This window comes from Ruegeria sp. BF7 (genome assembly GCF_056538605.1).
Genome location: NZ_JBQFTM010000001.1, coordinates 258,289 through 283,254, shown reverse-complemented (window position 1 = coordinate 283,254; position 24,966 = coordinate 258,289). Strand labels below are relative to the sequence as shown.

The 24,966-nt window shown below is 60.2% G+C and carries 28 protein-coding genes and 1 tRNA gene; 15 read left to right on the top strand and 14 right to left on the bottom strand.

Translation table 11 applies throughout. The features are described 5' to 3' along the window. Positions 1–20: 20 nt before the first annotated feature. The 5 genes from ACR0IK_RS01395 (at position 21) to ACR0IK_RS01375 (ending at position 3,309) form a co-directional block, all read left to right on the top strand. Complete coding sequence (locus tag ACR0IK_RS01395) at positions 21–992, top strand: beta-ketoacyl-ACP synthase III (protein WP_480640208.1); 972 nt, start codon at positions 21–23, stop codon at positions 990–992. A 96-nt stretch (positions 993–1,088) separates the two neighbouring features. Continuing rightward, positions 1,089–1,391 (top strand): integration host factor subunit alpha, encoded by a 303-nt coding sequence (gene ihfA / locus ACR0IK_RS01390; protein ID WP_008755922.1) that lies wholly within the window; start codon positions 1,089–1,091, stop codon positions 1,389–1,391. A gap of 18 nt (positions 1,392–1,409) precedes the next feature. Then, positions 1,410–2,030: a MerR family transcriptional regulator gene (locus ACR0IK_RS01385; protein WP_480640207.1), complete on the top strand. Its 621-nt coding sequence runs from the start codon at positions 1,410–1,412 to the stop codon at positions 2,028–2,030. 61 nt (positions 2,031–2,091) lie between these two features. Then, a tRNA-Pro gene (locus ACR0IK_RS01380) sits at positions 2,092–2,168 on the top strand. Positions 2,169–2,229: 61 nt separating this feature from the next. Next, entirely contained in the window at positions 2,230–3,309 is a 1,080-nt protein-coding gene (locus tag ACR0IK_RS01375; protein WP_480640206.1) for a 2'-deoxycytidine 5'-triphosphate deaminase, read from the top strand. On the opposite strand, the gene ACR0IK_RS01370 is transcribed toward ACR0IK_RS01375, so the two are convergent. The 6 genes from ACR0IK_RS01370 to argS all read right to left on the bottom strand — a co-directional run bounded on the left by ACR0IK_RS01370 (position 3,306) and on the right by argS (position 8,929). Next, positions 3,306–3,530, bottom strand: coding sequence for a hypothetical protein (locus tag ACR0IK_RS01370; RefSeq protein WP_480640205.1), 225 nt, complete (start codon positions 3,528–3,530; stop codon positions 3,306–3,308). The genes ACR0IK_RS01375 and ACR0IK_RS01370 overlap by 4 nt on opposite strands. A gap of 64 nt (positions 3,531–3,594) precedes the next feature. Continuing rightward, positions 3,595–4,251 carry an SMC-Scp complex subunit ScpB gene (gene scpB / locus ACR0IK_RS01365; protein ID WP_480589479.1) on the bottom strand — a complete coding sequence of 219 codons (657 nt, stop codon included), beginning with the start codon at positions 4,249–4,251 and terminating at the stop codon, positions 3,595–3,597. Further along, on the bottom strand, positions 4,244–5,038 hold the full coding sequence (locus ACR0IK_RS01360; RefSeq protein ID WP_480640204.1) for a segregation and condensation protein A: 795 nt from the start codon (positions 5,036–5,038) through the stop codon (positions 4,244–4,246). Before ACR0IK_RS01360 ends, scpB begins: the two co-directional genes overlap by 8 nt. Next, positions 5,028–6,035 carry a beta-N-acetylhexosaminidase gene (gene nagZ / locus ACR0IK_RS01355; protein WP_480640203.1) on the bottom strand — a complete coding sequence of 336 codons (1,008 nt, stop codon included), beginning with the start codon at positions 6,033–6,035 and terminating at the stop codon, positions 5,028–5,030. Before nagZ ends, ACR0IK_RS01360 begins: the two co-directional genes overlap by 11 nt. Beyond that, positions 6,032–7,144, bottom strand: a complete 1,113-nt coding sequence (locus ACR0IK_RS01350) for an SPOR domain-containing protein (RefSeq protein ID WP_480640202.1) — start codon at positions 7,142–7,144, stop codon at positions 6,032–6,034. The genes nagZ and ACR0IK_RS01350 overlap by 4 nt, the downstream gene beginning before the upstream one ends. A gap of 39 nt (positions 7,145–7,183) precedes the next feature. After that, positions 7,184–8,929: an arginine--tRNA ligase gene (gene argS, locus ACR0IK_RS01345; protein WP_480640201.1), complete on the bottom strand. Its 1,746-nt coding sequence runs from the start codon at positions 8,927–8,929 to the stop codon at positions 7,184–7,186. Positions 8,930–9,061: 132 nt separating this feature from the next. Between argS and ACR0IK_RS01340 the strand changes: the two genes are divergently transcribed. Continuing rightward, positions 9,062–9,613, top strand: coding sequence for a putative pterin-binding protein (locus tag ACR0IK_RS01340; RefSeq protein ID WP_480640200.1), 552 nt, complete (start codon positions 9,062–9,064; stop codon positions 9,611–9,613). On the opposite strand, the gene ACR0IK_RS01335 is transcribed toward ACR0IK_RS01340, so the two are convergent. Then, on the bottom strand, positions 9,614–10,756 hold the full coding sequence (locus ACR0IK_RS01335; protein WP_480640199.1) for a deoxyguanosinetriphosphate triphosphohydrolase: 1,143 nt from the start codon (positions 10,754–10,756) through the stop codon (positions 9,614–9,616). 76 nt (positions 10,757–10,832) lie between these two features. On the opposite strand from ACR0IK_RS01335, the gene ACR0IK_RS01330 reads away from it, so the two are divergent. Continuing rightward, positions 10,833–11,156, top strand: a complete 324-nt coding sequence (locus tag ACR0IK_RS01330) for a HesB/IscA family protein (protein ID WP_170325221.1) — start codon at positions 10,833–10,835, stop codon at positions 11,154–11,156. A 60-nt stretch (positions 11,157–11,216) separates the two neighbouring features. Next, positions 11,217–11,996, top strand: coding sequence for an exodeoxyribonuclease III (gene xth, locus ACR0IK_RS01325; RefSeq protein WP_480640198.1), 780 nt, complete (start codon positions 11,217–11,219; stop codon positions 11,994–11,996). Positions 11,997–12,000: 4 nt separating this feature from the next. Here xth and ACR0IK_RS01320 read toward each other — a convergent pair whose 3' ends face one another. Together ACR0IK_RS01320 and dksA are read right to left on the bottom strand one after the other, a co-directional pair. Next, positions 12,001–13,152 carry an FAD-dependent monooxygenase gene (locus ACR0IK_RS01320; protein ID WP_480640197.1) on the bottom strand — a complete coding sequence of 384 codons (1,152 nt, stop codon included), beginning with the start codon at positions 13,150–13,152 and terminating at the stop codon, positions 12,001–12,003. A gap of 71 nt (positions 13,153–13,223) precedes the next feature. Next, positions 13,224–13,646: an RNA polymerase-binding protein DksA gene (gene dksA / locus ACR0IK_RS01315; RefSeq protein WP_480589500.1), complete on the bottom strand. Its 423-nt coding sequence runs from the start codon at positions 13,644–13,646 to the stop codon at positions 13,224–13,226. A gap of 371 nt (positions 13,647–14,017) precedes the next feature. Between dksA and ACR0IK_RS01310 the strand changes: the two genes are divergently transcribed. The 7 genes from ACR0IK_RS01310 to ACR0IK_RS01280 all read left to right on the top strand — a co-directional run bounded on the left by ACR0IK_RS01310 (position 14,018) and on the right by ACR0IK_RS01280 (position 19,652). Beyond that, complete coding sequence (locus ACR0IK_RS01310) at positions 14,018–14,863, top strand: AAA family ATPase (protein ID WP_480589488.1); 846 nt, start codon at positions 14,018–14,020, stop codon at positions 14,861–14,863. 116 nt (positions 14,864–14,979) lie between these two features. Continuing rightward, entirely contained in the window at positions 14,980–15,429 is a 450-nt protein-coding gene (locus ACR0IK_RS01305) for an N-acetyltransferase family protein (protein ID WP_480589489.1), read from the top strand. Continuing rightward, positions 15,426–16,790: a DUF2927 domain-containing protein gene (locus ACR0IK_RS01300; protein ID WP_480640196.1), complete on the top strand. Its 1,365-nt coding sequence runs from the start codon at positions 15,426–15,428 to the stop codon at positions 16,788–16,790. Before ACR0IK_RS01305 ends, ACR0IK_RS01300 begins: the two co-directional genes overlap by 4 nt. Before the next feature lie 3 nt (positions 16,791–16,793). After that, complete coding sequence (locus tag ACR0IK_RS01295) at positions 16,794–16,964, top strand: hypothetical protein (RefSeq protein WP_480589491.1); 171 nt, start codon at positions 16,794–16,796, stop codon at positions 16,962–16,964. A 3-nt stretch (positions 16,965–16,967) separates the two neighbouring features. Continuing rightward, entirely contained in the window at positions 16,968–18,152 is a 1,185-nt protein-coding gene (locus ACR0IK_RS01290) for a vWA domain-containing protein (protein ID WP_480640195.1), read from the top strand. 117 nt (positions 18,153–18,269) lie between these two features. Then, complete coding sequence (locus ACR0IK_RS01285; RefSeq protein ID WP_480640194.1) at positions 18,270–18,812, top strand: hypothetical protein; 543 nt, start codon at positions 18,270–18,272, stop codon at positions 18,810–18,812. A gap of 150 nt (positions 18,813–18,962) precedes the next feature. Beyond that, on the top strand, positions 18,963–19,652 hold the full coding sequence (locus ACR0IK_RS01280; RefSeq protein WP_480640193.1) for a M48 family metallopeptidase: 690 nt from the start codon (positions 18,963–18,965) through the stop codon (positions 19,650–19,652). A 71-nt stretch (positions 19,653–19,723) separates the two neighbouring features. Here the strand turns inward: ACR0IK_RS01280 and ACR0IK_RS01275 are convergent, their stop codons facing one another. From ACR0IK_RS01275 to ACR0IK_RS01255, 5 genes are read right to left on the bottom strand one after another with little or no spacing between them, the layout of a single operon-like run. After that, entirely contained in the window at positions 19,724–20,266 is a 543-nt protein-coding gene (locus ACR0IK_RS01275) for an RSP_2648 family PIN domain-containing protein (protein WP_480593576.1), read from the bottom strand. Continuing rightward, entirely contained in the window at positions 20,263–21,465 is a 1,203-nt protein-coding gene (locus ACR0IK_RS01270) for an RSP_2647 family RNA methyltransferase (RefSeq protein WP_480640192.1), read from the bottom strand. Before ACR0IK_RS01270 ends, ACR0IK_RS01275 begins: the two co-directional genes overlap by 4 nt. Positions 21,466–21,503: 38 nt before the next feature. Then, positions 21,504–21,776 carry a hypothetical protein gene (locus ACR0IK_RS01265; RefSeq protein ID WP_480593572.1) on the bottom strand — a complete coding sequence of 91 codons (273 nt, stop codon included), beginning with the start codon at positions 21,774–21,776 and terminating at the stop codon, positions 21,504–21,506. After that, complete coding sequence (locus ACR0IK_RS01260; RefSeq protein WP_480640191.1) at positions 21,763–24,552, bottom strand: [protein-PII] uridylyltransferase family protein; 2,790 nt, start codon at positions 24,550–24,552, stop codon at positions 21,763–21,765. Before ACR0IK_RS01260 ends, ACR0IK_RS01265 begins: the two co-directional genes overlap by 14 nt. Then, the gene (locus ACR0IK_RS01255) at positions 24,549–24,938 is read right to left on the bottom strand and encodes a DUF4440 domain-containing protein (protein WP_480593568.1); all 390 of its coding nucleotides are present in this window, start codon (positions 24,936–24,938) and stop codon (positions 24,549–24,551) included. Before ACR0IK_RS01255 ends, ACR0IK_RS01260 begins: the two co-directional genes overlap by 4 nt. Between the last annotated feature and the right edge of the window lie 28 nt (positions 24,939–24,966).

Here is a 24,966-nt window from a genome sequence, read left to right as displayed (position 1 = left end):
AAAAAAGGCAGTACCCAAGCATGGCAGGCCGTTCAGTTGTCGTAGGTGTCGGACATTATTTGCCAGAGCGCGTCGTTCCGAATTCCGAGTTTGAAAAGACGCTCGATACAACGGATGAGTGGATCAAGACCCGCTCGGGGATCGAACGCCGCCATTTTGCAGCCGATGATGAATCCACTTCGGATCTGGCCACCAAAGCCGCCGAGGCCGCGCTAGCCGATGCGGGTCTGACTGCGGAAGACATCGACGCGATCATTGTGGCAACCTCGACTGCCGATCTGACATTCCCGTCTGCTGCAACCATGGTTCAGGCGCGTCTGGGCATGACCAAGGGCTTTGCCTTTGACGTTCAGGCCGTCTGCGCTGGTTTCGTCTTTGCACTCAGCAACGCCAACGCTCTGATCCTGTCCGGTCAGGCCAAACGGGTTCTGGTCATCGGGGCCGAGACTTTCTCGCGAATCATGGATTGGACCGACCGATCGACCTGCGTGCTGTTCGGAGATGGTGCCGGTGCGCTGGTTCTTGAGCTGCAAGAAGGCACGGGCACATCCGATGATCGCGGCGTTTTGGCCACCGACCTGAACTCGGATGGCCGGTACAAGGACCTGCTGTATGTGGACGGCGGCGTGTCGACTCAGTCGACCGGCCATTTGCGGATGCAGGGCAATCAGGTTTTCCGCCATGCCGTTGAAAAACTAACAAAAACTGCGGAAACCGCCCTGGAGACCGCGGGCCTTGGCAATTCGGATGTCGACTGGATCGTGCCGCATCAGGCCAATATCCGCATCATACAGGGCACTGCCAAGAAAATGGGCCTGCCGATGGAAAACGTGGTCGTCACCGTACAGGACCACGGCAACACCTCAGCCGCGTCGATTCCTCTGGCGCTGTCGGTGGGCAAACAGCGTGGCCAGATCAAGCAAGGTGATCTGATCGTAACCGAGGCCATTGGTGGCGGTTTGGCCTGGGGTGCGGTTGTCCTGCGCTGGTAACCGGCGCAAAACGGCTTACACACAGGCCTGCAATTCATTGATATTGACAGTGAAATTGCCTCCACCATATTCTTTGGTATCAACAGGGGAAATGGTATGGGCGATAAAACACTGACCAGAATGGATCTGAGCGAGGCCGTCTTTCGCGAAGTTGGCCTGTCACGCAACGAGAGCGCGCAACTGGTCGAAAGCGTTCTGAACCACATGTCCGATGCGCTGGTGCGTGGCGAACAGGTAAAGATTTCATCCTTTGGTACTTTCAGCGTTCGGGACAAGACCGCTCGGATCGGCCGTAACCCCAAAACCGGCGAAGAGGTTCCGATTCAGCCCCGCCGGGTTCTGACTTTCCGCCCGTCGCACCTGATGAAGGATCGCGTCGCGGCAGGGAACCGCAAATAAGATCAGGACGGCAAGGTTATGAGCAAGTCCCCCGACGCGTTTCGCACGATCAGTGAAGTTGCGGATTGGCTGGGCGTTCAGGCTCATGTCCTGCGATTCTGGGAAAGCCGTTTCAATCAGGTCAAACCGGTGAAACGCGCCGGGGGTCGACGCTATTACCGGCCCAACGACATGCGCCTTCTGGGTGGCATCAAAAAACTGCTGCACGAGGATGGTATCACCATCAAGGGCGTTCAACGAATCCTGCGCGAACAGGGCGTGGCATATGTTGCGGCGCTTTCGCAGGGGCTGGACGAGGTGGCCGAGCCAGAAGCCCCGAAAAACGACAGCGTTGTCGTACCCTTCAACTCAAACTCTGCGCCGACCAGCGAACAGATCAATCTGGATTTGGGCGACTCATCTTCCGAACCTACGTCCCCGCAAACAGCAGAGACTCCGCCGCCCAGTCCCGCAGCACCGAAACAAACCACCCCGATGGCCGCGCCTGAATATCTGGATGAAAGCCCCCTGCTGGGAGGAATCGCAACGCAGGCGTGGAATCGAACCGAATTCGACGACCAGTTGCTGAAACAGATTGCACCGGTGGCTAAAGATCTGCGCGCCGTTCTGAACCGCATTGAAAACCGATCGGCGGGATAAGAAAAAAGGCGATGATTTCCTCTTGCCCCTGCCGGGAAAGTCTTTATGAACACCTCAACGTCGGGCTATGGCGCAGCCTGGTAGCGCGTCCGTCTGGGGGACGGAAGGTCGCAGGTTCGAGTCCTGCTAGCCCGACCAAATCACACCGACGTTTATGGCAGACAGGCCAGATCCCGCTCTGGCATCAGGGGGGATCGGAATGACTGGCGTATGCCCAAACCAACAGATCGAAGGCATGATTGAACGCGGTGAAATCACTTCCAGCCCTCAGATCATCCCTGCTCAGGTTCAACCGGCCAGCCTGGATTTACGCCTGGGAACAGTAGCTTACCGCGTCCGCGCGTCGTTTCTGGCAGGCGAAGGGCGCTCGGTCGCCGACCGCCTGGCCGAGTTCGAGATGCACCGCATAGACATTTCCGACGGTGCCGTGCTTGAGAAAGGCTGCGTTTACCTGGTGCCGCTTATGGAATCGCTGGCCTTGCCCGCCAGCGTGACCGCTGTTGCCAACGCCAAAAGCTCTACCGGGCGGCTTGACCTACTGACCCGCACCATCACCGATGGCGGCACGGAATTTGACCGAGTGCCGGCAGGTTATTCCGGACCGCTTTATGCCGAGATTTGCCCGCGCTCATTCTCGGTTCTGGTGCGTCCGGGAATGCGGTTGAATCAGATACGCTTCCGGCAGGGTCAGGCGGTGCTCAGCGATGCCGAGTTGATGGCGCTCCACAACGAGTCGCCGCTGGTCGATGGCCCGGCGGTAATTCAGGATGGGTTGGGTTTTTCCGTCGACCTGCAACTGCCCGACACCGATCTGGTGGGTTACCGCGCCAAGCCGCATACCGGCGTCATCGATCTGGACAGGATCGGCGAATACGACCCTCAGGAATACTGGGAAGAGGTACGCACCCGCGATGGCCGCATTATTCTGGACCCCGGTGCGTTCTACATTCTGGTCAGCCGCGAGGCCGTTCACATCCCACCGATGTACGCCGCCGAAATGGCCCCCTATCTGGCGATGGTCGGTGAGTTCCGGGTGCATTATGCCGGTTTCTTCGATCCCGGCTTCGGCCACGCCGAAGCCGGCGGTGCCGGGTCGCGCGGTGTACTGGAAGTACGCTGCCACGAGGCGCCCTTCGTGCTGGAGCACGGCCAGGTCGTCGGGCGGCTTGTCTATGAGAAGATGGCAGAAATGCCCACGCAGCTATACGGCGCGGGCATTGCGTCAAACTATCAGGGACAGGGGCTGAAACTGTCCAAACATTTCAAGGCTGTTGGCTAGAACTTCATGAACCGGCGCATTTGGCGGGTCATCCGCTGTGCCTGTCTCAGGTTCTGCGACGGGTGCGGGCCACTGCTGTTCGCGCGGTTGGGGTCGTCAGGCTGTTGATCCGACTTTCCACCCATACGGCTGGCCATGTCAAAGCCCTTGTCCACGCCCTTACTGACAAGGCGGCGCATGACCTGACGTACGATCATGTCGATGATCCGATTGGCGTTCATTGCTCAACTCCGTTTCCTGCTGTCCAACATAGGGGTCTCATGTGACAACAAAAGGGCTATGTGATCACTCTTCCTCGAACAATTCGGTCTGATCCTCGTCTTCTTCGTCCTCACGCCCTTCCCCCAAGGGAATAGTGCCCGGCGGTGGCCTGTTTTCAAGCAACCCTGCGGCGCGCAATTCCTTGAGGCCTGGTAGATCGCGGGCGTTCTCCAGCCCGAAATGGTCGAGGAAATGCGGTGTCACCACAAAGGTCACCGGACGGCCCGGTGTCATGCGGCGGCGGCCCAGCCGGATCCACTCCATTTCCAATAATTGGTCGATGGTCCCGCGCGAAACCGAAACGCCGCGGATTTCCTCGATCTCAGCCCGGGTGCAGGGCTGATGATAGGCAACGATGGCCAGCGTTTCGATGGCGGCCCGACTCAACTTGCGAGTCTCAACCGTTTCCTTCTGCATCAGAAAGCCTAGATCGGGGGCGGTGCGGATGGCCCAGGCCTCGCCCACGCGGACCACGCGAACGCCACGCCCTTGATAGCGTTTTTGAAGCATTTCAACCGCTTGTGCTGCATCGCTGCCATGGGGCATACGGGCTTCAAGGTCACCAACCGTCACCGGTTCAGCACTGGCGAACAGCACGGCTTCGACCATACGTTCCTGTTCCGCAACGGGCGGAGCTTCGAACAGGGTGCCGGTGCCTTCGTCTTCGGGGGCGTCAGTCACGAGTTTCGGTCCTCTTACGCAGATGGATCGGGGCAAAGGTTTCGCTTTGCTTGATTTCCATATGTCCTTCTTTCACCAACTCCAGCGAGGCTGCAAAGGTCGCCGCCGTGGCCGACCGGCGCCGGACCGGGTCGGCGTCCCAACCCTCGGGCAAATATGTCTCCATATCCGTCCAGGCACCGGCAAACCCGATCAGAGGGCGCATCCGTTCCAGCGCCTGTTCCATCGTGAATACGGCGTCGCGGTCCATGACAAAAGGCCGGAATTCGTCACGCGTGCGAATGCGGGCATAGCCCTGCATCAGGTCCAGCAGAGTGGCAGAATAAGTCACGGTGCGGATGCGGGTGACGTCCTCGCCCTGCCCGCGTTTGAAAAAATCGCGGCCCAGCTGATCGCGTGCCATCAGGCGGGCGGCGGCATCCCGCATAGCCTGTAAGCGTTCCAACTGAAAGGCCAGGTGCGCTGCCAGTTCCTCACCCGACGGGCCTTCGTCATCCGGGTCCGGCGGCAGCAACAGACGGGATTTCAGGAAAGCCAGCCAGGCCGCCATCACCAGATAATCAGCCGCTAGTTCAATCCGCAGTGCTCGGGCCTTTTCGACAAAGGCCAGATATTGTTGCGCCAGCGCCAGTACCGAGATTTTCCGCAGGTCAACCTTTTGTGTGCGCGACAGGGTCAGCAGCACGTCCAGCGGGCCTTCGAAGCCGTCGACGTCAACGATCAGTGCTTCGGCCGCAAGGCGATCCGCGACCGAGACCGGGTCTTCGCTGAAAAGATTATCGTTCATATACCTGCCCGCCCATTAGGGCAGATAGTTCCGCCTCGGCGGCCTGGATGTCAAGTTCCGCAGGCTTTTGCCGCATCGTCAGCGCCTTTTCTGCGCGCTTCGCGGCCTGCTCGGTCATTTGTCCGGCCGCGTCCAGCACCTTGGCGCGGGCGTCAAACGTGCCATTGCAGTGCAAAACCACATCACACCCCGCGTCCAGCGCCTGACGGGCAATGTCCTCGGGCGCACCGCTCAGGGCCTTCATCGAGATATCGTCGGTCATAATCAACCCGTCGAACCCGATCTTGTCGCGGATCAGGCCGATCATTGTCGGCGAGATCGTCGCTGGTTGCGGGTCGATCCGGTCATAGACCAGGTGCGCCGTCATCCCCATCGGCAGATCGTTCAGATCGCGGAACGGCACGAAATCGACCTGTTCCAGCGCGTCCTGTGTCAGGTCCACGTGTGGCAGGTCGTGGTGACTGTCGAGCGTGGACAGACCATGGCCCGGCATATGCTTGATGACGGGCAAAACGCCGCCATCCAGATGGCCCCTGGTAACGGCCTTTCCCAGCCGCGAAACCTGTTTGGGATCAGAACCATAGCAGCGGTTTTTCAGAAACGCGTGCGTATTGTCCCGCGCCAGATCAACCATCGGGGCGCAATTGCTGTCAATACCCAGCCCGAATAGCTCATCGGCGATCAGACGATACCGCAGATACATCGCCCGTTCGGCCTGTTCCCCGGCCCGCGCAACGTGATCCAGTGGTGGCAGCCATTCGCGGGCCAGTGGTGCGCGCAGGCGCTGGACCCGACCGCCCTCCTGATCGATTGTGATGGGGCAATTGCGGCCCACGGCATCGCGGAATTCATCGCACAGGGTCCGGACCTGATCGGCGCTGTCGATATTGCGCGCAAACAAAATGAACCCGAACGGGTTCATCTCGCGAAACAGTCTCTTTTCCTGTGGCGTCAGGCGCAGGCCTTCGGCGTCGGTAATGGCCGCACCAAAACTCACCGAGCGGCCACCGGGATGCAATCGGCGCCGCTCGCCTCAAGCGCAGCACAGAACTGACGCGAGTCGCTCAGGTCGTCAAACCCCAGAACGCGCAACCGATAAAAGGTCCGTCCGCCGCGTGAGGTTTTCTGGATAACACGCTGTTTTCCATCCATATAATCCCCAAACTGGCCATTCAGTCGATCCCATTCGGCGCGCGCCACGTCCGAGCTTTCATAAGCGCCAAGCTGCGCCATGCGGGTGCCTTTGGACAGCGTGTCAGGATCAATATCCACCCCAACAGCAGCTTTGACGGCGGCATTGATCGCGTCTTCGGTGCTGCTGTTCGGAGTGATGCGGCTGGGCGTTGCGCGGGCCGGGCGCGTGATCGGGCGCAAAGACCGGCGGACCCCAGGCAATGCGGCCAGTTCTGGATCGGGCAGTTGTGCGGCCAGATCCGTGGGATCGATTGCAGGCTCTTCGTCGGGCAAGGACAAGGCAGCCAGTTGCACGCCTTCGGCCGTCGGTTCGTCAATCCGGGCCGCGTCCCCTGCCAGCTCGGAAACCAGAGCATCCACCGTATCCTGACGCAGCTCGGCGGCCTCTTGGTTGGATATCTCTTCCTGAACCACATGCACAGCCGGAGTGGGTTTCAGAGGTTCAACCGGCGTGTCTTCATCGGTCAGTGAAACTGGGCGCGGCGCAAGGATCAGACGGTCCGCAGGCGGTGCGGCGGTTCCCACCGCAGCCACGGCGTTGACGGCCAGACCCTGATGATCCGCAGGCGTTCCGCCGGGGTTATCGGGCTGAACGCGCATCGGCCCCTCGATGGCCCGCACGACCGGCACACCGGACACATCGCGCATCACCAACTTGTAGCCCCAAACGCCGATCCCGGCGACCAGAGCAAGGGACGCAACCGCGCCCATCGCATTGACGATACGGCTCAGCCCCGCTGCGCGCGGGGCCTCTTCATATCCGTGCATGTCGTCGGAATACTCGTACCCATCCTCAGGATTCGGTTGATTCGTGTAATGCATCTGCTCGGGGCGCATCTGCCCCGAGTAATCGTAACTTGCCATATCCGCCTCACCGCCCGATAGCGCCTTAAAACATGGCGCGCGGGTCATTTCTTGTCTGCCTCGTTCCGGCGGTTCGGGCGGTGTTAGTTACCGCATCTCCTGCGCCGGAGTGACGCCAAGAATACCCAAGCCCGCTGAAATCACAACAGAAACAGCCCGGACCAATGCGATTTTTGACTGGCTTGTGGCAACATCGCCATCCTGGATGAACCGCAGTTGGGTTTCATCGTTGCCCTTGTTCCACAGCGCGTGGAAGTCCCCCGCAAGCTCATACAGGTAGAAGGCAACGCGGTGCGGCTCGTTGGTGCGCGCGGCAATCTCAACCAGGCGGGGCCATTCGGCCAGCTTCTTGGCCACGGTCAGTTCCGAGGCATGGTCGTTCTTGCTCAGATCCGCCCCGATAAGGGTCGCATCATCGGCGGCAATCCCTGCCTCAGCCGCGCGGCGAAGCACGCTCATGACGCGGGCATGGGCGTATTGCACGTAGAACACGGGGTTCTCACGGCTCTGCTCCAGCACCTTATCGAAATCGAAATCTAGGGGCGCGTCGTTCTTGCGGGTCAGCATGACGAAGCGGGTCACGTCCGGGCCCACCTGATCGACCACATCGCGCAGGGTGACAAAGTTCCCTGCCCGCTTGGACATCTTGAACGGCTCGCCATTTTTCCACAGCTTCACCAACTGGGTCAGCTTGATATCCAACGGCACCTTACCATCGGACAGAGCCGAAACGGCTGCCTTCATCCGTTTGACATAGCCGCCATGGTCCGCACCAAACACGTCGATCAAAGCGTCAAATCCGCGGGTCACCTTGTCATAGTGATAGGCGATGTCCGGGGCGAAATAGGTCCAGCTGCCGTCCGATTTCTTGACCGGGCGGTCGACGTCATCACCGTGCTCGGTGGACTTGAAAAGGGTCTGCTCGCGCGGTTCCCAATCCTCGGGCTTTTTGCCTTTGGGTGGTTCCAGCACTCCTTCGTAAATCAGGCCCTTTTCGGTCAGGGACTGAAGCGCAGCCTCGATCCGGCCCGTGCCATAAAGAGATTTCTCCGAGAAGAACACATCCATCTCGACACCCAGCGCCTTCAGGTCGGCCCGGATCAGATCCATCATCGCGTCGGTCGAGAACTCACGCAGTTCATCCAGCCACTCGGCCTCGGGCTTGTCGATCAGGCTGTCGCCGTATTTCTCTTTCAGCGCCTCACCGATCGGGATCAGGTAGTCACCGGGATAGAGACCTTCGGCAATCTCAGGGCTCAGGCCATTGGCCTCGCGATATCGTTCGTACGCTGACCGCGCCAGCACATCCACCTGCGCGCCGCCGTCGTTGATGTAGTATTCGCGGGTCACGTCATGGCCGGAATAGGCCAGCAGGCTCGCCAGAGCATCACCGAACACAGCGCCCCGCGTATGGCCCACATGCAGCGGACCGGTCGGGTTGGCCGAGACATATTCCACGTTCACCCTCTGGCCATGACCCATGGTCGAGCGGCCATAGTCGGTGCCCTTCCCCAGCACCGCTGCCAGCACACCCTGCCAGACCGACGGCGCAAGCCGCAGGTTCAAAAAGCCGGGCCCCGCCACCTCGGCGCTGGTGATCCGGTCATCCGCCGCCAGCTTCCCGGCCAGCACATCGGCAATGTCGCGCGGTTTCATCTTGGCCGGTTTCGCCAGCACCATCGCAGCGTTGGTTGCCATGTCGCCATGCGCGGCGTCGCGCGGCGGTTCGACCGCCACGTTGTCAAAGCTCAGCCCCTCGGGCAGCGCGCCTTCGGACTGCATCTGTGCCAGCGCGTCCAATACAAGGCCGCGGATCTCGGAAAACAGGTTCATTTCGGATGTCCTTTTGCTTGCTCGGCGGTTTACCACGCAAAGCAGCAAGGTCAATGCAAGCGATCAGTTTCCGCTTGGATTAACCGTAAACGGGGCTAAGGTCACAGGAAATACGAACCCGGAGACCGTTTCATGCGCCTAGCCCTGCCCCTTGCCATCGCCCTGACCACATCGCTGCCGGTCTGGGCCGAGATGCCTGCGCCTCAGGGTCACGTTCTGTTGACACTTGGCGGAGCGGTCACCGAGACCAACCTGCCGGCCCGGGGTGAGAACGACGGCGGCCTTTTGGGGTATCTTGAGGTTCAGCACGACGGAGCCGCCGGGTTTGACGCCGCCCTGCTGGATGATCTGGAACAGGTCGAAATCACGATCACCTACGGCCCCGAAGGCAATCAGCGCGACATCGCGTTTTCGGGCCCGCTGCTGTCGGACGTGATGACGATGGCGGGTGCCGCGGGCAAAACCGCAAAGCCAATGGCATTGGATGGCTATCAGTCCGAAATCGCTTGGGAGAGCGTCACCGCGCATCAGCCCATTGTTGCCACCCATGCCGACGGGGCTCCGATGGGAATTGGCGGATATGGCCCAACCATGATCGTCTTTCCCCCGACCGAAGATGCGGAACTGGCACAAAAACAATCTGGTCAACAGGTGTGGGCGCTGGCCTATATCGGGGTTGAGTAATTACCGGGCCGTCAGCCTTTTGTGATCCTGTAGCGCGAAGCGGTCCGTCATTCCGGCTATATAGTCCGACACAATCCGGGCGAGCGCCGTTTCATCGCCGGCCGCCTCGATATCTTCGTGCCAGCGCGCAGGCATCTGCTTGGGATCATTAAGGTATATCGGGAACAAGTCCTGCACGACTGCACTGACCTCTGCGCGCACCTCCATCACACTGGGCGCGCGGTACATCCGCGTGAACAGAAAAGCGCGAATTTCCTTGAGCCGCGCCCACAAACCGTTGGAGAACTGAACCACCGGAAATCCCAAGTGCCGGATCTCCTCGACTGTCTGCGCCCCTGACGCGGCGATCAGCCCGCACGAGGTGTCGATCACATCTGACACCATGACGCCAAACACCCGGCGAAGCGCTTCATGCCTGCGGCGATACGGATCCAGACCAGGGTATTTCCGGTCTACCTCTGCATAGCAGTCGCCCACAATCGGCAATTGCTGGATTTCATCATCCGTGAACAGGTTGGCCCGCAGACCGTCCAGCAGATCGTGGTTGTTGTAGGCAATGTCGTCTGACAGTGCGGCCACCTGCGCCTCGGCACTGGCGTGCGTGTGCAGCTCAAGATCGAAACCTTCGTTGCACTCGGCCAACGCCCACGGCAACTCTCCTTCGACCGGTCCGTTGTGTTTGGCAATGCCTTCAAGACACTCCCAAGTCAGGTTGCAACCGTCGAATTCGGCGTAGTGCCGTTCCAGCTTGGTGACGATCCGAATGGCCTGCGCGTTGTGATCGAACCCTCCATAGGGCTCCATCAACGCGTGCAGAGCGTCTTCTCCGGTATGGCCGAAGGGTGTGTGCCCCAGGTCATGCGCCAGCGCCACTGCCTCGGTAAGTTCCGGGTTCAGGCCAAGCGCGCCAGCAATCGTGCGCGCCACTTGTGCCACTTCGATGGAATGGGTCAGACGTGTGCGGTAGCTGTCGCCCTCATGCTCCACAAACACTTGCGTCTTGTGTTTGAGCCGCCGAAAAGCACTGGCATGAATGATCCTGTCCCGGTCGCGCTGAAAGCATGACCGAAAACTGCTTTCCTCCTCTGGAACAAGCCGCCCCCTTGCGCGGCCCGGGTCCGAGGCAAAACCTGCTCTGTCCAAAGGCCATATCCTTGTCGCCTGTCCTTGCACTTTCTATATTGTAAGGAGTAAAGGAAATAAACCTTTGGAGACTGGCATGAATCTGCCCCCCACAGTCACAGAACGCGCCTTTGACCGCCTCGCCGAGATCGGTGCAGCGGATCAGGGTCAGGCCCTGCGCGTCGCGGTGGAAGGCGGCGGATGTTCCGGATTTCAATACGAAATCGCGTTGGATGAACCCAAAGAGGACGACCTTGTACTGGAAGGCAAAGGCCAAAAGGTGATTGTCGACTCGATTTCACTGCCGTTTCTGGAAAACGCCGTAATCGATTTCACGCAGGAACTGATCGGCGCAAGGTTTGTGATCGAGAACCCAAACGCCACCTCGTCCTGCGGTTGCGGTACTTCATTTTCAATGTGACCTTGCCCTGCCCGCGCGGTTGAGGGATAGATCGACCGGCAGCCAGCCGGAGGATCGCGCATGAAAATCGCCACGTTCAACATCAACGGCATCAAAGCGCGGGCCGAGGCCCTTCCGCGGTGGCTGGATGATGCGCAGCCCGACGTTGTACTGCTGCAAGAGATCAAGTCGGTCGACGAAAACTTCCCGCGCGAGATTTTCGAGGAACGCGGCTATATCGTCGAAACGCATGGGCAAAAAAGCTTCAACGGTGTGGCAATCCTGTCAAAGCTACCGCTTGAAGACGTATCTCGCGGCCTGCCCGGCGACGACGATGACGAACAGGCGCGCTGGATCGAGGCCACGGCAATTGGCAAAAAGGCGCTGCGTATCTGCGGGCTGTACCTGCCCAACGGCAACCCGGCCCCAGGTCCGAAATACGATTACAAACTGGCGTGGATGGAGCGGCTTTATTACCGCGCGCGTGACCTGATGGCCAGCGAGGAACCGGCGCTGATGGCGGGCGACTACAATATCATCCCACAGCCCGAGGACGCAGCCCGTCCGGATGCCTGGCGCGAGGACGCCTTGTTCCGTCCCGAAAGCCGCGCCGCGTTTCGCAAAGTGCTGAACCTCGGGTTCACCGAGGCTTTCCGAGCGCGCATTCAGGGGCCGGGGCACTATTCCTTTTGGGACTATCAGGCCGGGGCATGGAACAAGAATGACGGCATTCGAATCGACCATTTCTTGCTGACACCGCAGGCTGCCGATCTGATGCGCGACTGTCAGATTGATTCAGCGGTGCGCGGGTACGAAAAGCCATCGGATCACGTGCCGGTCTGGGTTGACCTCGACCTGTAACTGTTCACGCCGTCGCGTCGAAGCTGTAGATCCACTCGTATTTCTTCGCCAATTGAGCCCCAACCGCCATCAGAGCCATCTGCGCCGCCAATCGCATTGGTCCGCGCAGGTGGAAGTTGCGCGCATTTGCTCCGGCGGCGGCAACAACTTGCCTTGCCCTGGGGCGGCGCTGCGTTTCGTAGGCGGTAAGGGCTTGTTTCACACCCGATTGATCTTCGAAAGCACGGGCCAGAATCCACGCATCCTCCAACGCCAGACATGCGCCCTGCGCCAGGAAGGGCAGCGTGGGATGGGCCGCGTCGCCCAGCAGCGCTAAACGCCCGTTTTGCCAGCTTTGCGCAACGGGGCGCAGGAACAGGGCCCACAGGTGGGTTTCGGTCACCTCGGCCAGAATATCGTGCACCGGACCGCCGAAATCTGCAAAGCGCGCGCGCAGATCATCGGTGTCGCCTTGCAGACGCCAGCCTTCCTCTCGCCAGTCCGAACGTTCTTCAATCGCCACCACATTCATCAGACGCTGATCGCGCAGCGGATAGGTGACCACATGGCGCCCAGGACCCATAGTCAGCGATGCACGTGGCATCTCTTCGCGTTGCGACCAGGGGATCGTTGCCCGCCAAGCGACCTGATGGGTGAACTGAGGTGCCTCGGTGCCGTTCAGGATCGGTCGGATCGTGCTGCGCCCGCCATCTGCGGCAATGACGCATTCCGACCGCAACCGCTCGCCGCCCTCCAGCACGACATCGGCCTCGCTTGGATGCTTGACAACCTTTGTCACGCGTGCGCCAAGCTGGATATCAACCCCAGCATCCCGCGCCGCCCGTTGCAACAGGTCCAGCAGATCGGCACGGTGGTAATAGTAGGTCGGACCAGCCGCAGGCGCAGGAACCCTACTGATCACGCGGCCCTTGCGATAATCGCGCAGCGTCGTTCCGTGGGACAGCTGCCCGTCCTCGGGCACGCTCCCCACCACGCCAAGCGCCCGTAGAACCGCTACACCGTTGGCGCTGATCTGCAATCCTGCGCCGACCTCGGTCAGGGCCGGAGCCTGCTCCAGAACCGTCACCTGCGCACCGCGGTGCCGCAGCGCCAGAGCAGCCGCCAGCCCGCCGATGCCGCCGCCGATGATACTGAATTTCAGACCGTCGATATTCATGGCACCGCCTTAACGCAAAAACGCCGAGGCCACAGGCCCCGGCGCTGGTGTTTTCCCGAATTTTCCAGCGATCAATCGTCGCGGTGGACCTTTTCGCGGCGCTCGTGGCGCTCCTGCGCCTCAAGCGTCATGGTCGCGATCGGACGCGCGTCCAAACGTTTCAGCGAGATCGGGTCGCCCGTCATTTCGCAATAGCCGTATTCACCCTCGTCAATGCGGCGCAGGGCCGAGTCGATCTTGGCCACCAGCTTGCGCTGACGGTCGCGGGTGCGCAGCTCTAGCGCGCGGTCGGTTTCCTCGCTTGCGCGGTCAGCAACGTCCGGAATGTTACGGGTGTTGCCCTGCAGCCCTTCGATCGTGTCGCGGCTGCCCGCCAAAAGTTCATTCTTCCAATCCAGCAGCTTGCGGCGGAAATACTCAAGCTGACGGTCATTCATGAAAGGCTCATCTTCGGCCGGACAGTAATCCTCCGGCAGAAAAACTTCCTGCTTCATCTTTGCTCCCTCGGTATGGCCAGAAACGTCGGTTGCAGTTGTTTCACCAGACATTTGGCTCTCCCTTCTGCGGAGCGTTTATCTGACGCACGTGCGAATGTCACTACACAAACGTCGTCTTGATACGTCACGTTTCTGACTTGTCTAAATATGATACATGTAACAACAAAAGCTTGTTTTTCTGCGGAATTCATTGGGCATTTTTGCGGCAAATCACAACCAATGGGGCATTCGATTTCAATCGAATCACGCCAAAAGGACTGAAGGCGCAGGTTATTTCGCGGTGCTGGACGTCGCGGCCCCGCTTGTCAAATTCATCGCCTCTCTGTAACCCGAACGGCACAGATTGCGCGAAACCACACGAGGGGCCCATGACCGCACGTTTCCAAGGCACCGCAGAGTATGTTGCCACCGACGACCTGAACATTGCGGTAAACGCTGCCGTGACGTTGGAGCGTCCGCTGCTGGTCAAGGGTGAGCCCGGCACCGGCAAGACCGAGCTGGCGAAGCAGGTAGCCGGTGCGCTGGGGCTGAAGATGATCGAGTGGAATGTGAAATCCACCACCCGCGCGCAGCAGGGCCTGTATGAATATGATGCGGTCAGTCGCCTGCGCGACAGTCAATTGGGCGATGCGCGCGTGCATGACGTTTCGAACTATATCCGCAAAGGCAAACTGTGGCAGGCGTTCGAGGCCGACGAAAAGGTCGTTCTGCTGATCGATGAGATCGACAAGGCCGATATCGAGTTTCCCAACGACCTCCTGCAGGAACTCGATAAAATGGAGTTCCACGTCTATGAGACCGGTGAGACCATCCGGGCAAGGCACCGCCCCATCGTCATCATCACCTCGAACAACGAAAAGGAACTGCCGGACGCCTTCCTGCGCCGCTGCTTCTTCCACTACATCCGCTTTCCGGACGAGGCGACCATGCGCCGGATCGTCGAGGTGCACCACCCCGGCATCAAAGATGCGCTGCTGACCACCGCGCTCACCCAGTTCTATGAAATCCGCGAGACGCAGGGCCTAAAGAAAAAACCTTCGACATCCGAGGTCCTGGACTGGCTGAAGCTGTTGCTGGCCGAGGACCTGACGTCCGAGGATTTGAAACGCGATGGCGCCAACGCCCTGCCCAAACTACACGGTGCTTTGTTGAAGAATGAACAAGACGTGCATCTTTTTGAACGTCTCGCGTTCATGGCGCGTGCCAAACGCTGAGCGCATAGAACAACCGGTGATCGCCGCTTGCTTTGCGCTGGCCTGCCTGTCAGCATTGCAGATGGCGGTCCGGTGTGTCCGGGCTATGTATGACCGGACAAGACGGGACATTCTGAATGGCTGACTCTCTGACCATCCGCGCGTTGCAGCCCGAAGACCGCCCAGACTGGTCGGACATGTGGCGCGACTATCTGGCCTTCTATGAAACAACGGTGCTGGATGCGGTCTATGACACCACCTTCGCACGCCTGCTGGGCGACGATCCGAATGAGTTTTCGTGCTTTGTCGCCGAGACAAATGGGCGACTGGTTGGTCTGACCCATTACCTGTTTCATCGCCACGCTTGGAAAGTTGAATCCGTCTGCTACTTGCAGGACCTTTACGCCCGGCCCGAGACACGCGGCACCGGCGTCGGTCGCGCCCTGATCCAAGCTGTCTATGATGAGGCCGATCGTCAGGGAGCCCCGTCCGTCTACTGGCTGACGCAGGATTTCAATCACACCGCCCGCAAGCTGTATGACCGCATCGGCAAGCAAACGCCATTCATCCGGTACCAGCGTCCATGATGCGTTGGACCGCGATCATTGCCGCTTTGGCGCTGACGGGCTGCGCGACTGTTGAGACAAGCGAAGTCCCGACCCGCGTTCAGGTCATTGAGGAAAAACTGCCGCCAGCCAAAGCGTTTACCCGTTCGACCCCCACGCCTGCGGGCAGGTCGAACGCAAATATCGCGGCTGATTTCGTATCCTTGCATTTCGCGCTGGAAGGGGGCGCTCAATTACCAGTGTTCACGCGGTTCGAAACCCCGATCACCGTCCGCCTGACCGGTGCCCCTACCCCGTCGATGCAGCGCGACCTGACCCGTTTGCTGAACCGCCTGCGCCGTGAAGCCGGAATAGACATCCGTCAAATCTCTGACGGTACGGCCAACATCACCATCGAGGCTGTCAGTCAGGACGAAATCCATGCCATCCTGCCGCAGGCGGCCTGTTTCGTGGTGCCCAACTCCTCAAGTTTTCAGGAATACCGCCGCGACCGACGCAAACGAAAAAGCAGCTGGTCCCGCCTGCGCAGCCGCGAGCGCCTGGGTATTTTCATCCCCTATGACGTCAGCCCGCAGGAAAAGCGCGACTGTCTGCACGAAGAGGTCGCGCAGGCGTTGGGCCCGTTGAACGACCTGTACCACCTACCGGATTCGGTGTTTAACGACGACAATATCCACACCGTTCTGACGGGTTTCGACATGCTGATCCTGCGCACGGCCTATGCGCCCGAACTGCGCAGCGGCATGACCCGCGAACAAGTTGAATCCGCCCTGCCCGACGTTCTCAGCCGCCTGAACCCGCGCGGAGACGCTTTGCCTGCGCAACCGGTTTCCGAGACACCGCGAGAGTGGGTCAACGCGGTTCAGAAATCTCTGCGACCGACACGCGGGGTAAAAAGACGTCTGAGAGACGCCAAACTGGCCGCCCGGATCGGGCAGGAACAAGGTTGGACCGACCACCGCCGCGCCTATCCCTATTATGTGATGGGCCGTATGGAACAGTTCGATAACCCACAGGAGGCGCTGCGCAACTATCAGATTGCCCTGCAATTTCTGCGCGCCACTCCCGGCACCGAGGTCCATCAGGCCTATGTCACCACCCAAACCGCTGCCTTTGCGCTGGCGCAGGGCAAAGGCCCCGAAGCTCTGCCTGAACTGGACAAGGCCATCGACGTGATGACACGTGCCGAAAACGCATCGCAACTGGCCACGTTGCTGCTGCTGAAATCCGAAGCGCTAAATCAGGCAGGCCGGACCGCTCAGGCACGTTCCGTCAGGCTGGACAGTCTAGGATGGGCACGCTACGGCTTCGGCTCGGAAACGGTGGTCCGGTCGCTGATGCAGGACGTTGCGGAAGGACCTCGCAACAACAGGGGCGGATAACGCATGGTCGTGGTTTTGGGAATGGCGATACTGGGGGCGATCCTTGGGGCGCTGACGGCACGCAAACGCAATGGCAATGGTGCCGACATGGCCCAATACGCTGCCGGTTATGGCATTGCCTTTGCACTTACCGGGCTGGTGCTGTCGCTGATCCTTGTAAGGTTCGTGGGGTAAGCGATGTTCCTGCCCTTTTTCGAAAACCTCCGCAAAGCTGGCATTCCCGTATCCTTGCGCGAATACCTGACGTTTCTTGAGGGCATGAAAAAGGGTCTGGCCACCTATGATGTCGAGGCATTCTACTATCTCGCCCGCGTCTCGATGGTGAAGGACGAGCGCAACATCGACAAGTTCGACCGCGCCTTTGCCGCCAGTTTCGAAGGGTTGAACGAAATCAGCTTTGATCAGGTGCTCGAGGCCGTCGATATCCCCGCCGATTGGCTGGCCAAGATGGCCGAAAAGCACCTGTCCGATGAAGAAAAGGCCGAGATTGAGGCCTTGGGCGGTTTTGAAAAGCTGATGGAGACGCTGCGCGAGCGTCTGAAAGACCAGCAAGGCCGCCATCAGGGCGGCAACAAGTGGATCGGCACTGCCGGGACCTCACCCTTCGGGGCCTATGGTTACAACCCCGAAGGCGTGCGCATCGGCCAGAAGGAAAGCCGCCATCAGCGTGCCGTGAAAGTCTGGGACAAGCGCGAATTCAAGAACTTGGACGACACGGTTGAACTGGGCACCCGCAACATCAAGGTCGCGCTGAAACGCCTGCGCCGCTGGGCACGTGAAGGTGCGGCCGAGGAACTGGATCTGGACGGCACCATCCGCGCCACCGCCGAGCACGGCTATCTGGACGTCAAAACCCGCCCCGAGCGTCACAACGCGGTCAAAGTGCTGCTGTTTCTGGACGTGGGCGGCTCGATGGACCCGCACATCAAGGTGGTGGAGGAACTGTTCTCGGCCGCCCGGACCGAATTCAAGCATCTGGAATATTACTATTTCCACAATTGCCTGTATGAAGGCGTCTGGCGCGACAATCGCCGCCGCTGGGATCAGCAAACCCCAACGCATGAGGTACTGCGGACCTATGGCTCGGACTACAAGTGCATTTTCGTCGGCGACGCCTCGATGAGCCCCTACGAGATCGCCTATCCCGGCGGTGCCAACGAGCACTGGAACAAGGAGGCTGGTCAGGTCTGGCTGCAGCGCGCCCGCGAACAGTGGGCATCGAACCTGTGGATCAACCCGGTGCCCGAGAAATACTGGGGCTACACCCACTCGATCGGCATGATTCAGGAAATTTTCGAACACCGCATGGTCCCGATGACGCTGGCCGGACTGGAACAGGGGATGCGAGAATTGACGCGTTAAGTGAAGATTGGCTGATGGCGGCTTTGAGCCCCAAGGCAGACTTTTTCACAGCACTGTGCTAAAGTGCGTCTCACCAAACTTGACGTTTGGCCTCTCGATAGATTGGGAGAGTGAAACATGCGAGCTTCGCGGTTTTTGGGAGTCATTGTCAGTTTTCTAATACTGTTCGGTGGGAGTCCGGATGCAGCGTCAGGACAATCCGAATCCGACGAGCGAGTTGAACTGATCCGGGCCCAAAATTCGCTAAGACTATTTCGAGAATTCGAGCAAAACAGCAGGCACCTCTATTTTCTACAGGCAAATGCCATCATCGCTGTTCAAGGCGGGTGGAACGAAGGTGATTTGGGTTACGGGACCCATGCCGCATTGTTGGGTGAAGCAGCAGAAAGCCTGCTATTACCTAAGTTTAAAAGGCTATCTGCACACTTGGACACGAACGCTGATCTAAATGAAGAAGAAAAAAGGCGTTTGAAAGAGTCTGTAGCACAGGTTCTAGTTTTAGTTGATCTATCCGGGTCAATTTCCGATGCATTGAAAAATGGGGACTTGGAAACAGCCATTTTACTATACCACGACCAAGCCACCCCAATGTTCGAATCCATTTGGGCCACCAATTACACTTTAATCAGTGAAGCTGAACGCAAGTTCCCCCGACGCTAGGAATTGCCCAGATTCTCTTTCGGAAAAGCACCCACTAACAGTCTAGTGGTCAATTTTTCGTAGTGTTCGGATTGCTGCTTTGTCGCGCAAAGCAGACAAAATGCCCAAACCGATATTGTCTCACAACCAGCGTTTACCCATATTTACCTTATGCTTCGCCTAACCCCGATCCTGCTGGCCATAGCCTACGCCGTTGTGATGTACCGGATTTCTGTCTGGCGTACACACAGGGAACTGGACGCGAAATCGACCGAACTGGCCGATCCGGCGCTGAAACGCATGACCGACCGGCTGGCGGCGGCGTTGGAGATCGACCGGGTGCCCGTCTACATCTACGAGATCGACCCGGTGAACGGGCTGGCCGCACCGGACGGGCGGATATTTATCACCCGTGGGTTCTACCGTAAGTTTCGGAACGGAGAGGTCTCGGCCGAAGAAATGGCTAGTGTCATCGCGCATGAGCTGGGGCATGTGGCCTTGGGACACGCGCGGAGGCGGATGATCGATTTTTCCGGCCAGAACGCATTGCGGGCCGCGTTGATGATGTTGCTGAACCGGTTCATCCCGTTCATCGGTGCGTGGATCGCCAATATGCTGACGCACCTTCTGGGGTCGCGCCTGTCGCGCGGGGACGAGTATGAGGCCGATGAATATGCTGCCGCTTTGCTGACCAAGGCCGGGATCGGGATCGGGCCGCAGAAATCCCTGTTTCACAAGCTGGAAGGCCTGACCCAGCAACGCGCCGGAGTGGTGCCCGCATGGTTGATGAGTCATCCCAACACCGATGAGCGGATTGCGGCGCTGGAAGCGCTTGAACAGCGTTGGGGCGCCGGCGGATAGGTTTGGGCCGCGAGGAGGTCAGCCTTTCGCGCTCTCCGGGATTAATTCAGCTAGATGAAGGAAGATCCTGCTTAGTGAGTTAAGGCTTTCCCCAGTCTTGGAAGACGCGCCTTTTTCATCAGGGCGCGTAATGTCCATTGGTCTCCGGACAGGCGGTTGGCCTCGGCCAGCACCCGGTTCGCAAGATCGATCATGCCATCAGTGTCGTTTTGCCAGAAGCCGTGTAGCAAGCTGTCAGGGTCGCGCCGCTCAAGCCCCTCATCCGACAGAATATTTCTTGGGAAATCCTTGGCGTTGACGGTGACGATGACGTCCGCCGAGGCTGCGATGGCCGTGGCGAGAACGTGAATATCGGCGCTGTCCGGCAACCAGAGGCGCTGTTCGAGGCCCGGTTGCGCCGCGCGCTCCGCGTCTGGCCAATGCGCTTGGGTCAGGGCGATTTCGGCGCGGGCCTGTGCCTCGCCATCAGGGCCGAGTTTGCGGGCGGCGCGGGCCCATTCCTCGAGGATACGGGCCGACCAAAGAGGTTGAAAGTGACCGCGCTTGGCCGCGCCCAGCAGCATCTCTCGCATCACCGTGGGGTAGATGACGCAGGTATCCAGAACCGCCCTCACAGCCGATAGAACACAGCTTTGAGGTAACCGCTTTCTGCCAGTTGCGGCAATTGCGGGTGATCAGGTCCGGCAAAGCCTGTGTGGATCAGCAGTGCCTGCCGCCCTGCCCGACCTATGCCGCGCGAGGACGCATCGCGGAAACGGCCAAGATCGGCGGCATGAGAACAGGAACACAGGCCGAGATAACCGCCGGGCTTTACCAAAGGTGCCGCCAGCCGCGCCACGCGTTCATAGGCGCGAAGCCCTGCATCCAGCGCCTGTTTCGAGGGCGCAAAGGCGGGCGGGTCGCAGATGACCACATCAAATTGCGCGTCTTCTTCGCCCAGTTGCGTGAGGACGTCGAAGGCATCGCCCTGCCGGGTTTGGAAACGGTCGGCGCAACCCGAGGCGTTCGCCCCCTGTGTGGCCAGTTCAAGTGCTGCGGCAGAACCGTCAACGGACAGAGCCTGAGCCGCCCCTCCGGCCAGCATGGCCAGACCGAACCCGCCCACATGGCTGAACACGTCGAGCACCTGCGCGCCCGGCTGTACCAGCCGCGCGGCGAAGGCATGGTTGGGACGCTGGTCGTAGAACAGGCCGGTTTTCTGACCGCCGGTCAGGTCGGCCATATAAATAGCCCCGTTCATCGGCACCCGCAGCGGTGCATCGGGCGCGGCGCCGCGCAGAGTTTGGTTCTTGTCGTCCAGCCCCTCCAGCCCGCGGGTGCGGCCCGAGGCGTTTTTCAACACCGTCGTCACGCCGGTGACACGGACCAAAGCATCGGTAAGCTTGTCCAGGTGCGTCTCGGCCCAGGCAGCGTTAGGTTGGATAACGCAGGCGTCCCCGAACCGGTCGATGATCACGCCGGGAAAGCCGTCCGCCTCGGCATGGATCAGGCGGTAATACGGCGCGTCGAACAGGCGCTCGCGCATCTCCAGCGCGCGGCGCAGGCGGGTTTCGAACCATTCGGCGTTCAGCTCGGCATCCAGATCGCGATCCAGAACGCGGCACATGATCTTGGACTCGGGGTTCACCGCAACCAATGCGATGGGCGCGCGTTTCTCGTCCTCGAGCACCGCCAAGGCACCTACCGGGATTTTGCGCGTGCGGCGGTCGGTGACGATGTCATTGGCATAGACCCACGGGAAGCCATGGCGCAAACCACGCGCGTTGGCTTTGGGTTTCAGGCGGATACGGGGGCGGTCGGTGGCTTGGGTCATGACGCCCTCTTAGTGGTGAACGCGTCGGGGGGAAAGCCCTAGCGGGACCGGGATCGCCAGCCGCCGCGCCGTTTCGGTGCCTGCGCCGATTGCAGCCCTTCGGCCAGTACCTGAGTCATCGGGTGATCGGCCTCTTGCGCGGCGTAGGCGGCGTGCAACTCGGTCAGAGCCTGCTTTTGGTCCCGCTCTGCCGGCAGGCTGAGCGCCCAGTCCAGGAAGATGCTGCGGCATTCGGGCAGCGTGATGCCGTCGATGCGATAAGCCTCACGGATCAGGCCCTTGTGATCATTCGGATCGTCACTGCGCGGCATCTTTGCCCTCCTCGATCACGCTGCCGATGATCCCGGCGGCGGTGGTATAACTGTCCTGCAAGGCGGCCTGAAGCTGTTCGACCTGTTCGAACCCGGTCGCGCGGCACAGGAATGCTGCACCACCCTCGCCGATCTTGTCGGCCTCGATCACCTTGCCCGACAGCAGCCGGGCCGCGCATTGCACTGACCAGCATAGTTCGTAGCAATCGTTGAGCGTTTGCGCTTGAGCGACATCCAGCAATCCCGCAGCGACAGCACCGTCCAACCCGGACTGTACGTCACGCTGCGCGACGCCCGACAACAGCGCCCCGGTTTCCGCCATCAGCTCGATATCCATCATCCGGCCCGCACCGTTCTTGGCATCCCATATCCCGGCCGGAGATTTGGCTGCCGCGAGACGAGCGCGCATCTCGGCCACTTCACGCAGGACCTTTCCGCGATCTTCGGGCTTTTTCAGGAAATCGGCGCGGAAGGTCTCGATATCCTGCACCAGCCCAGCGTTTCCAGCCACCACGCAGGCGCGGGTCAGGGCCAGATGCTCCCACACCCAGGCTTCGTTCTGTTGATAATTGGTAAAGCTGGCCCAGCTGGTCGCCACCGGCCCCTGATTGCCCGAGGGGCGCAAGCGCATGTCGACCTCGTAAAGCCGCCCCTGAGACATCGGTGCCGACAGCGCGGTGATTAGCGCCTGCGTAAAACGGGCGTAATAGGTGCGCGTGGCCAGTGGGCGCGGGCCGTCGGACATGTCCTGATCCTGCGGGTCATAGATTACGATCATATCCAGATCGGATTGAGAATTGATCCGCCCCGCCCCGATCGATCCCATGCCCAGCACAGCCGCCCCACGTCCCGGCGCAGGTCCGTGTTTCTTGGCAAATTGCTCGGTCACACAGGGCAGGATCGCAGCGATTACCGTGCTGGCCAGTTCGGCATATTGCTGCCCGGCTTGCGCCCCGTCTATCAACCCGCGCAGATGGTGAACCCCGATGCGGAAATGCCATTCCTTGCACCAGCGGCGGGCGTAATCGAGCTGTGTTTCATAGTCCGCCTCATGCGCCAGCGCCTGTGACAGTTCGGCCTGTAACACCGGCTGCCCGGGCCAGTCAGCGAAGAAACTGCCGCCAATCACCGCATCGAACACGGCTGCATTGCGCGACAAATGTTCGGCCAGCGCGTGCGAGGTCCCCACGATATCCACCAGCAGATCGATCAGTTGTGGGTTGGCTTCGAACAGGGAAAACAGCTGTACCCCGGCGGGCAAGCCTGACAGGAACCCGTCCAACGCCATCAGCGCCTCATCCGGTTTTGCGGTTTTCGACAAACGCGAGAGCAGTTCGGGCTTGAGCCGTTCGAATATCCGTGCGCCCCGCTGTGAGCGCAGCGCCGGATAGGTGGGCCAGCGGGCCAGAACGCTTTGGTCGAACTCGGCTTCTTTGGCCGGTGCTGTGGTTGAAGAGCCGGGGGCAAAAAACCCTTCGGTCAGTTCATGAACCTCGGTCAGGCGGCGCGTCAATTCGGCGGTCAACTCGGCGCTGCCGATCCCCATCAGACAGGCAATGCGTTCGATCCCGTCCTGCGATTGAGGCACCTTGTGGGTCTGCGAGTCATGAACCATCTGGATGCGATGCTCGACCTCGCGATGGGCGCGGTAGTGGTCGGTCAGCTTGTCGGAAACCTCCTGGGGGATCCAACCTTTTTCAGCCAGCGCGGCCAGACCAGGCACGGTGCCCCGCACCCGCAGATTAGGGTCGCGGCCCCCGGCGATCAATTGGCGGGTTTGGGTGAAAAACTCAATCTCGCGGATACCGCCCTGCCCCAGCTTCATGTCATGGCCCGGGATCGTCAGCGCTCCGCCGGTGCCCTTGTTCTCACGAATGCGCAGGCGCATGTCGTGAGCGTCCTGAATGGCGGCAAAATCCAGATGGCGGCGCCAGACAAAGGGTCGCAGCGTATCCAGAAAGCGTTGTCCTGCCGCCAAATCGCCGGCACAGGCGCGCGCCTTGATATACGCAGCGCGTTCCCATGTGCGGCCGAGGCTTTCATAATACCGTTCGGCCGCCTCAGCCGCCATGCAGACCGGGGTCACCGCCGGATCGGGGCGCAAGCGCAGGTCGGTGCGAAATACATAGCCATCGGCGGTCTTGTCGCTAAGCGTGGCGCAGAAATTCCGCGTCGCCCGCACCATGCCGTGCCTAACGTCGTAGAAATCATCCGGGTCAAAGCGGGTTTCATCGAACAGCACGATCAGGTCGATATCCGAACTGTAGTTCAGCTCGTGTGCGCCCATCTTACCCATCGCCAGAATGATCATCCCGGCGGCGGTTTCGACATCATCCGGCCCCATACCGGGCAGCTTGCCGCGCCGGATCAGCGCCGCAATCTCGGCCTTGGCGGCCACATCCGCAGCCAACGCACCGAAATCCGTCAGTGCCGCTGTGACCTTCTCCAACGGCCACGCCCCGGCCAGATCAGCCAGCGCGGTTAACAGCGCCATCTGCCGTTTTGCCTGACGCAATCCCGGCTTTAACTGATCCGGCGGCAAGGCTTTTGCCGCAGCCATGACCTCGGCCAGCGCCTGATCGGGTTGCTGAAGGGCTTGCGGCAACCATCCGCGTTCATGCTCGATCAGGCTCTTCAAGTAGGGGCTGGACCCTGCCGCCCCTGCAATCAACTCGCCCTGTTCGTGAGAAACGTCGGAAACCGCATTCAGCGCCTCTTCACCCAAGGAGGCATCGAAGGCACGCGGAACGCGGTGGATGTTCAGCGGGCCGGTCATTGCGCCTCCACCGGGGTATCCTGGCTGAAACTGTTGACCCAGACGTCCAGGCGCCGCTCCCACAGGGATGAGATCAGCATCGCCTCCCACGTATCTGATCCGGGGCGCTGATAGTCCGCGCGATAGGTCAACAGCACGATGTCACGGGTCAGAACCCGTAGTTTCGTCTCGCTCAACTCATACCGGGCCATGGTCGGCGCATCGGCAAACTGCCCAACATGATCATCCCGATTGGCAAAGCCGGTCGGATACACTCCCAGAAAATCCGCACTCAGCAGCGCCCGGTCGGCCGAGGCATTGCCGTCAACCAGCGCAGCCCAGACCTGCTTTTCCAGAGAAAGAATTTCGTCCAGCGTCGGAGGTGATTTTTGTTCTGTATTCTGCATGCGCAAAACCTGCGCCCGATCCGGGCGA

Coding starts and splice junctions, on each gene's coding strand:
- ACR0IK_RS01350 (WP_480640202.1), bottom strand. CDS start 7,144: ATGACCCGCGCGCCATGTTTTAAGGCGCTATCGGGCGGTGAGGCGGAT.
- ACR0IK_RS01340 (WP_480640200.1), top strand. CDS start 9,062: ATGCGCCTAGCCCTGCCCCTTGCCATCGCCCTGACCACATCGCTGCCG.
- ACR0IK_RS01300 (WP_480640196.1), top strand. CDS start 15,426: ATGATGCGTTGGACCGCGATCATTGCCGCTTTGGCGCTGACGGGCTGC.
- ACR0IK_RS01370 (WP_480640205.1), bottom strand. CDS start 3,530: ATGAACGCCAATCGGATCATCGACATGATCGTACGTCAGGTCATGCGC.
- ACR0IK_RS01305 (WP_480589489.1), top strand. CDS start 14,980: ATGGCTGACTCTCTGACCATCCGCGCGTTGCAGCCCGAAGACCGCCCA.
- ACR0IK_RS01320 (WP_480640197.1), bottom strand. CDS start 13,152: ATGAATATCGACGGTCTGAAATTCAGTATCATCGGCGGCGGCATCGGC.
- dksA (WP_480589500.1), bottom strand. CDS start 13,646: ATGAAGCAGGAAGTTTTTCTGCCGGAGGATTACTGTCCGGCCGAAGAT.
- ACR0IK_RS01385 (WP_480640207.1), top strand. CDS start 1,410: ATGAGCAAGTCCCCCGACGCGTTTCGCACGATCAGTGAAGTTGCGGAT.
- ACR0IK_RS01255 (WP_480593568.1), bottom strand. CDS start 24,938: ATGCAGAATACAGAACAAAAATCACCTCCGACGCTGGACGAAATTCTT.
- argS (WP_480640201.1), bottom strand. CDS start 8,929: ATGAACCTGTTTTCCGAGATCCGCGGCCTTGTATTGGACGCGCTGGCA.
- ACR0IK_RS01265 (WP_480593572.1), bottom strand. CDS start 21,776: ATGCCGCGCAGTGACGATCCGAATGATCACAAGGGCCTGATCCGTGAG.
- ACR0IK_RS01295 (WP_480589491.1), top strand. CDS start 16,794: ATGGTCGTGGTTTTGGGAATGGCGATACTGGGGGCGATCCTTGGGGCG.
- ACR0IK_RS01330 (WP_170325221.1), top strand. CDS start 10,833: ATGAATCTGCCCCCCACAGTCACAGAACGCGCCTTTGACCGCCTCGCC.
- ACR0IK_RS01375 (WP_480640206.1), top strand. CDS start 2,230: ATGACTGGCGTATGCCCAAACCAACAGATCGAAGGCATGATTGAACGC.
- ACR0IK_RS01260 (WP_480640191.1), bottom strand. CDS start 24,552: ATGACCGGCCCGCTGAACATCCACCGCGTTCCGCGTGCCTTCGATGCC.
- ihfA (WP_008755922.1), top strand. CDS start 1,089: ATGGGCGATAAAACACTGACCAGAATGGATCTGAGCGAGGCCGTCTTT.
- ACR0IK_RS01290 (WP_480640195.1), top strand. CDS start 16,968: ATGTTCCTGCCCTTTTTCGAAAACCTCCGCAAAGCTGGCATTCCCGTA.
- xth (WP_480640198.1), top strand. CDS start 11,217: ATGAAAATCGCCACGTTCAACATCAACGGCATCAAAGCGCGGGCCGAG.
- ACR0IK_RS01270 (WP_480640192.1), bottom strand. CDS start 21,465: ATGACCCAAGCCACCGACCGCCCCCGTATCCGCCTGAAACCCAAAGCC.
- ACR0IK_RS01395 (WP_480640208.1), top strand. CDS start 21: ATGGCAGGCCGTTCAGTTGTCGTAGGTGTCGGACATTATTTGCCAGAG.
- ACR0IK_RS01360 (WP_480640204.1), bottom strand. CDS start 5,038: ATGAACGATAATCTTTTCAGCGAAGACCCGGTCTCGGTCGCGGATCGC.
- ACR0IK_RS01310 (WP_480589488.1), top strand. CDS start 14,018: ATGACCGCACGTTTCCAAGGCACCGCAGAGTATGTTGCCACCGACGAC.
- ACR0IK_RS01280 (WP_480640193.1), top strand. CDS start 18,963: ATGCTTCGCCTAACCCCGATCCTGCTGGCCATAGCCTACGCCGTTGTG.
- ACR0IK_RS01285 (WP_480640194.1), top strand. CDS start 18,270: ATGCGAGCTTCGCGGTTTTTGGGAGTCATTGTCAGTTTTCTAATACTG.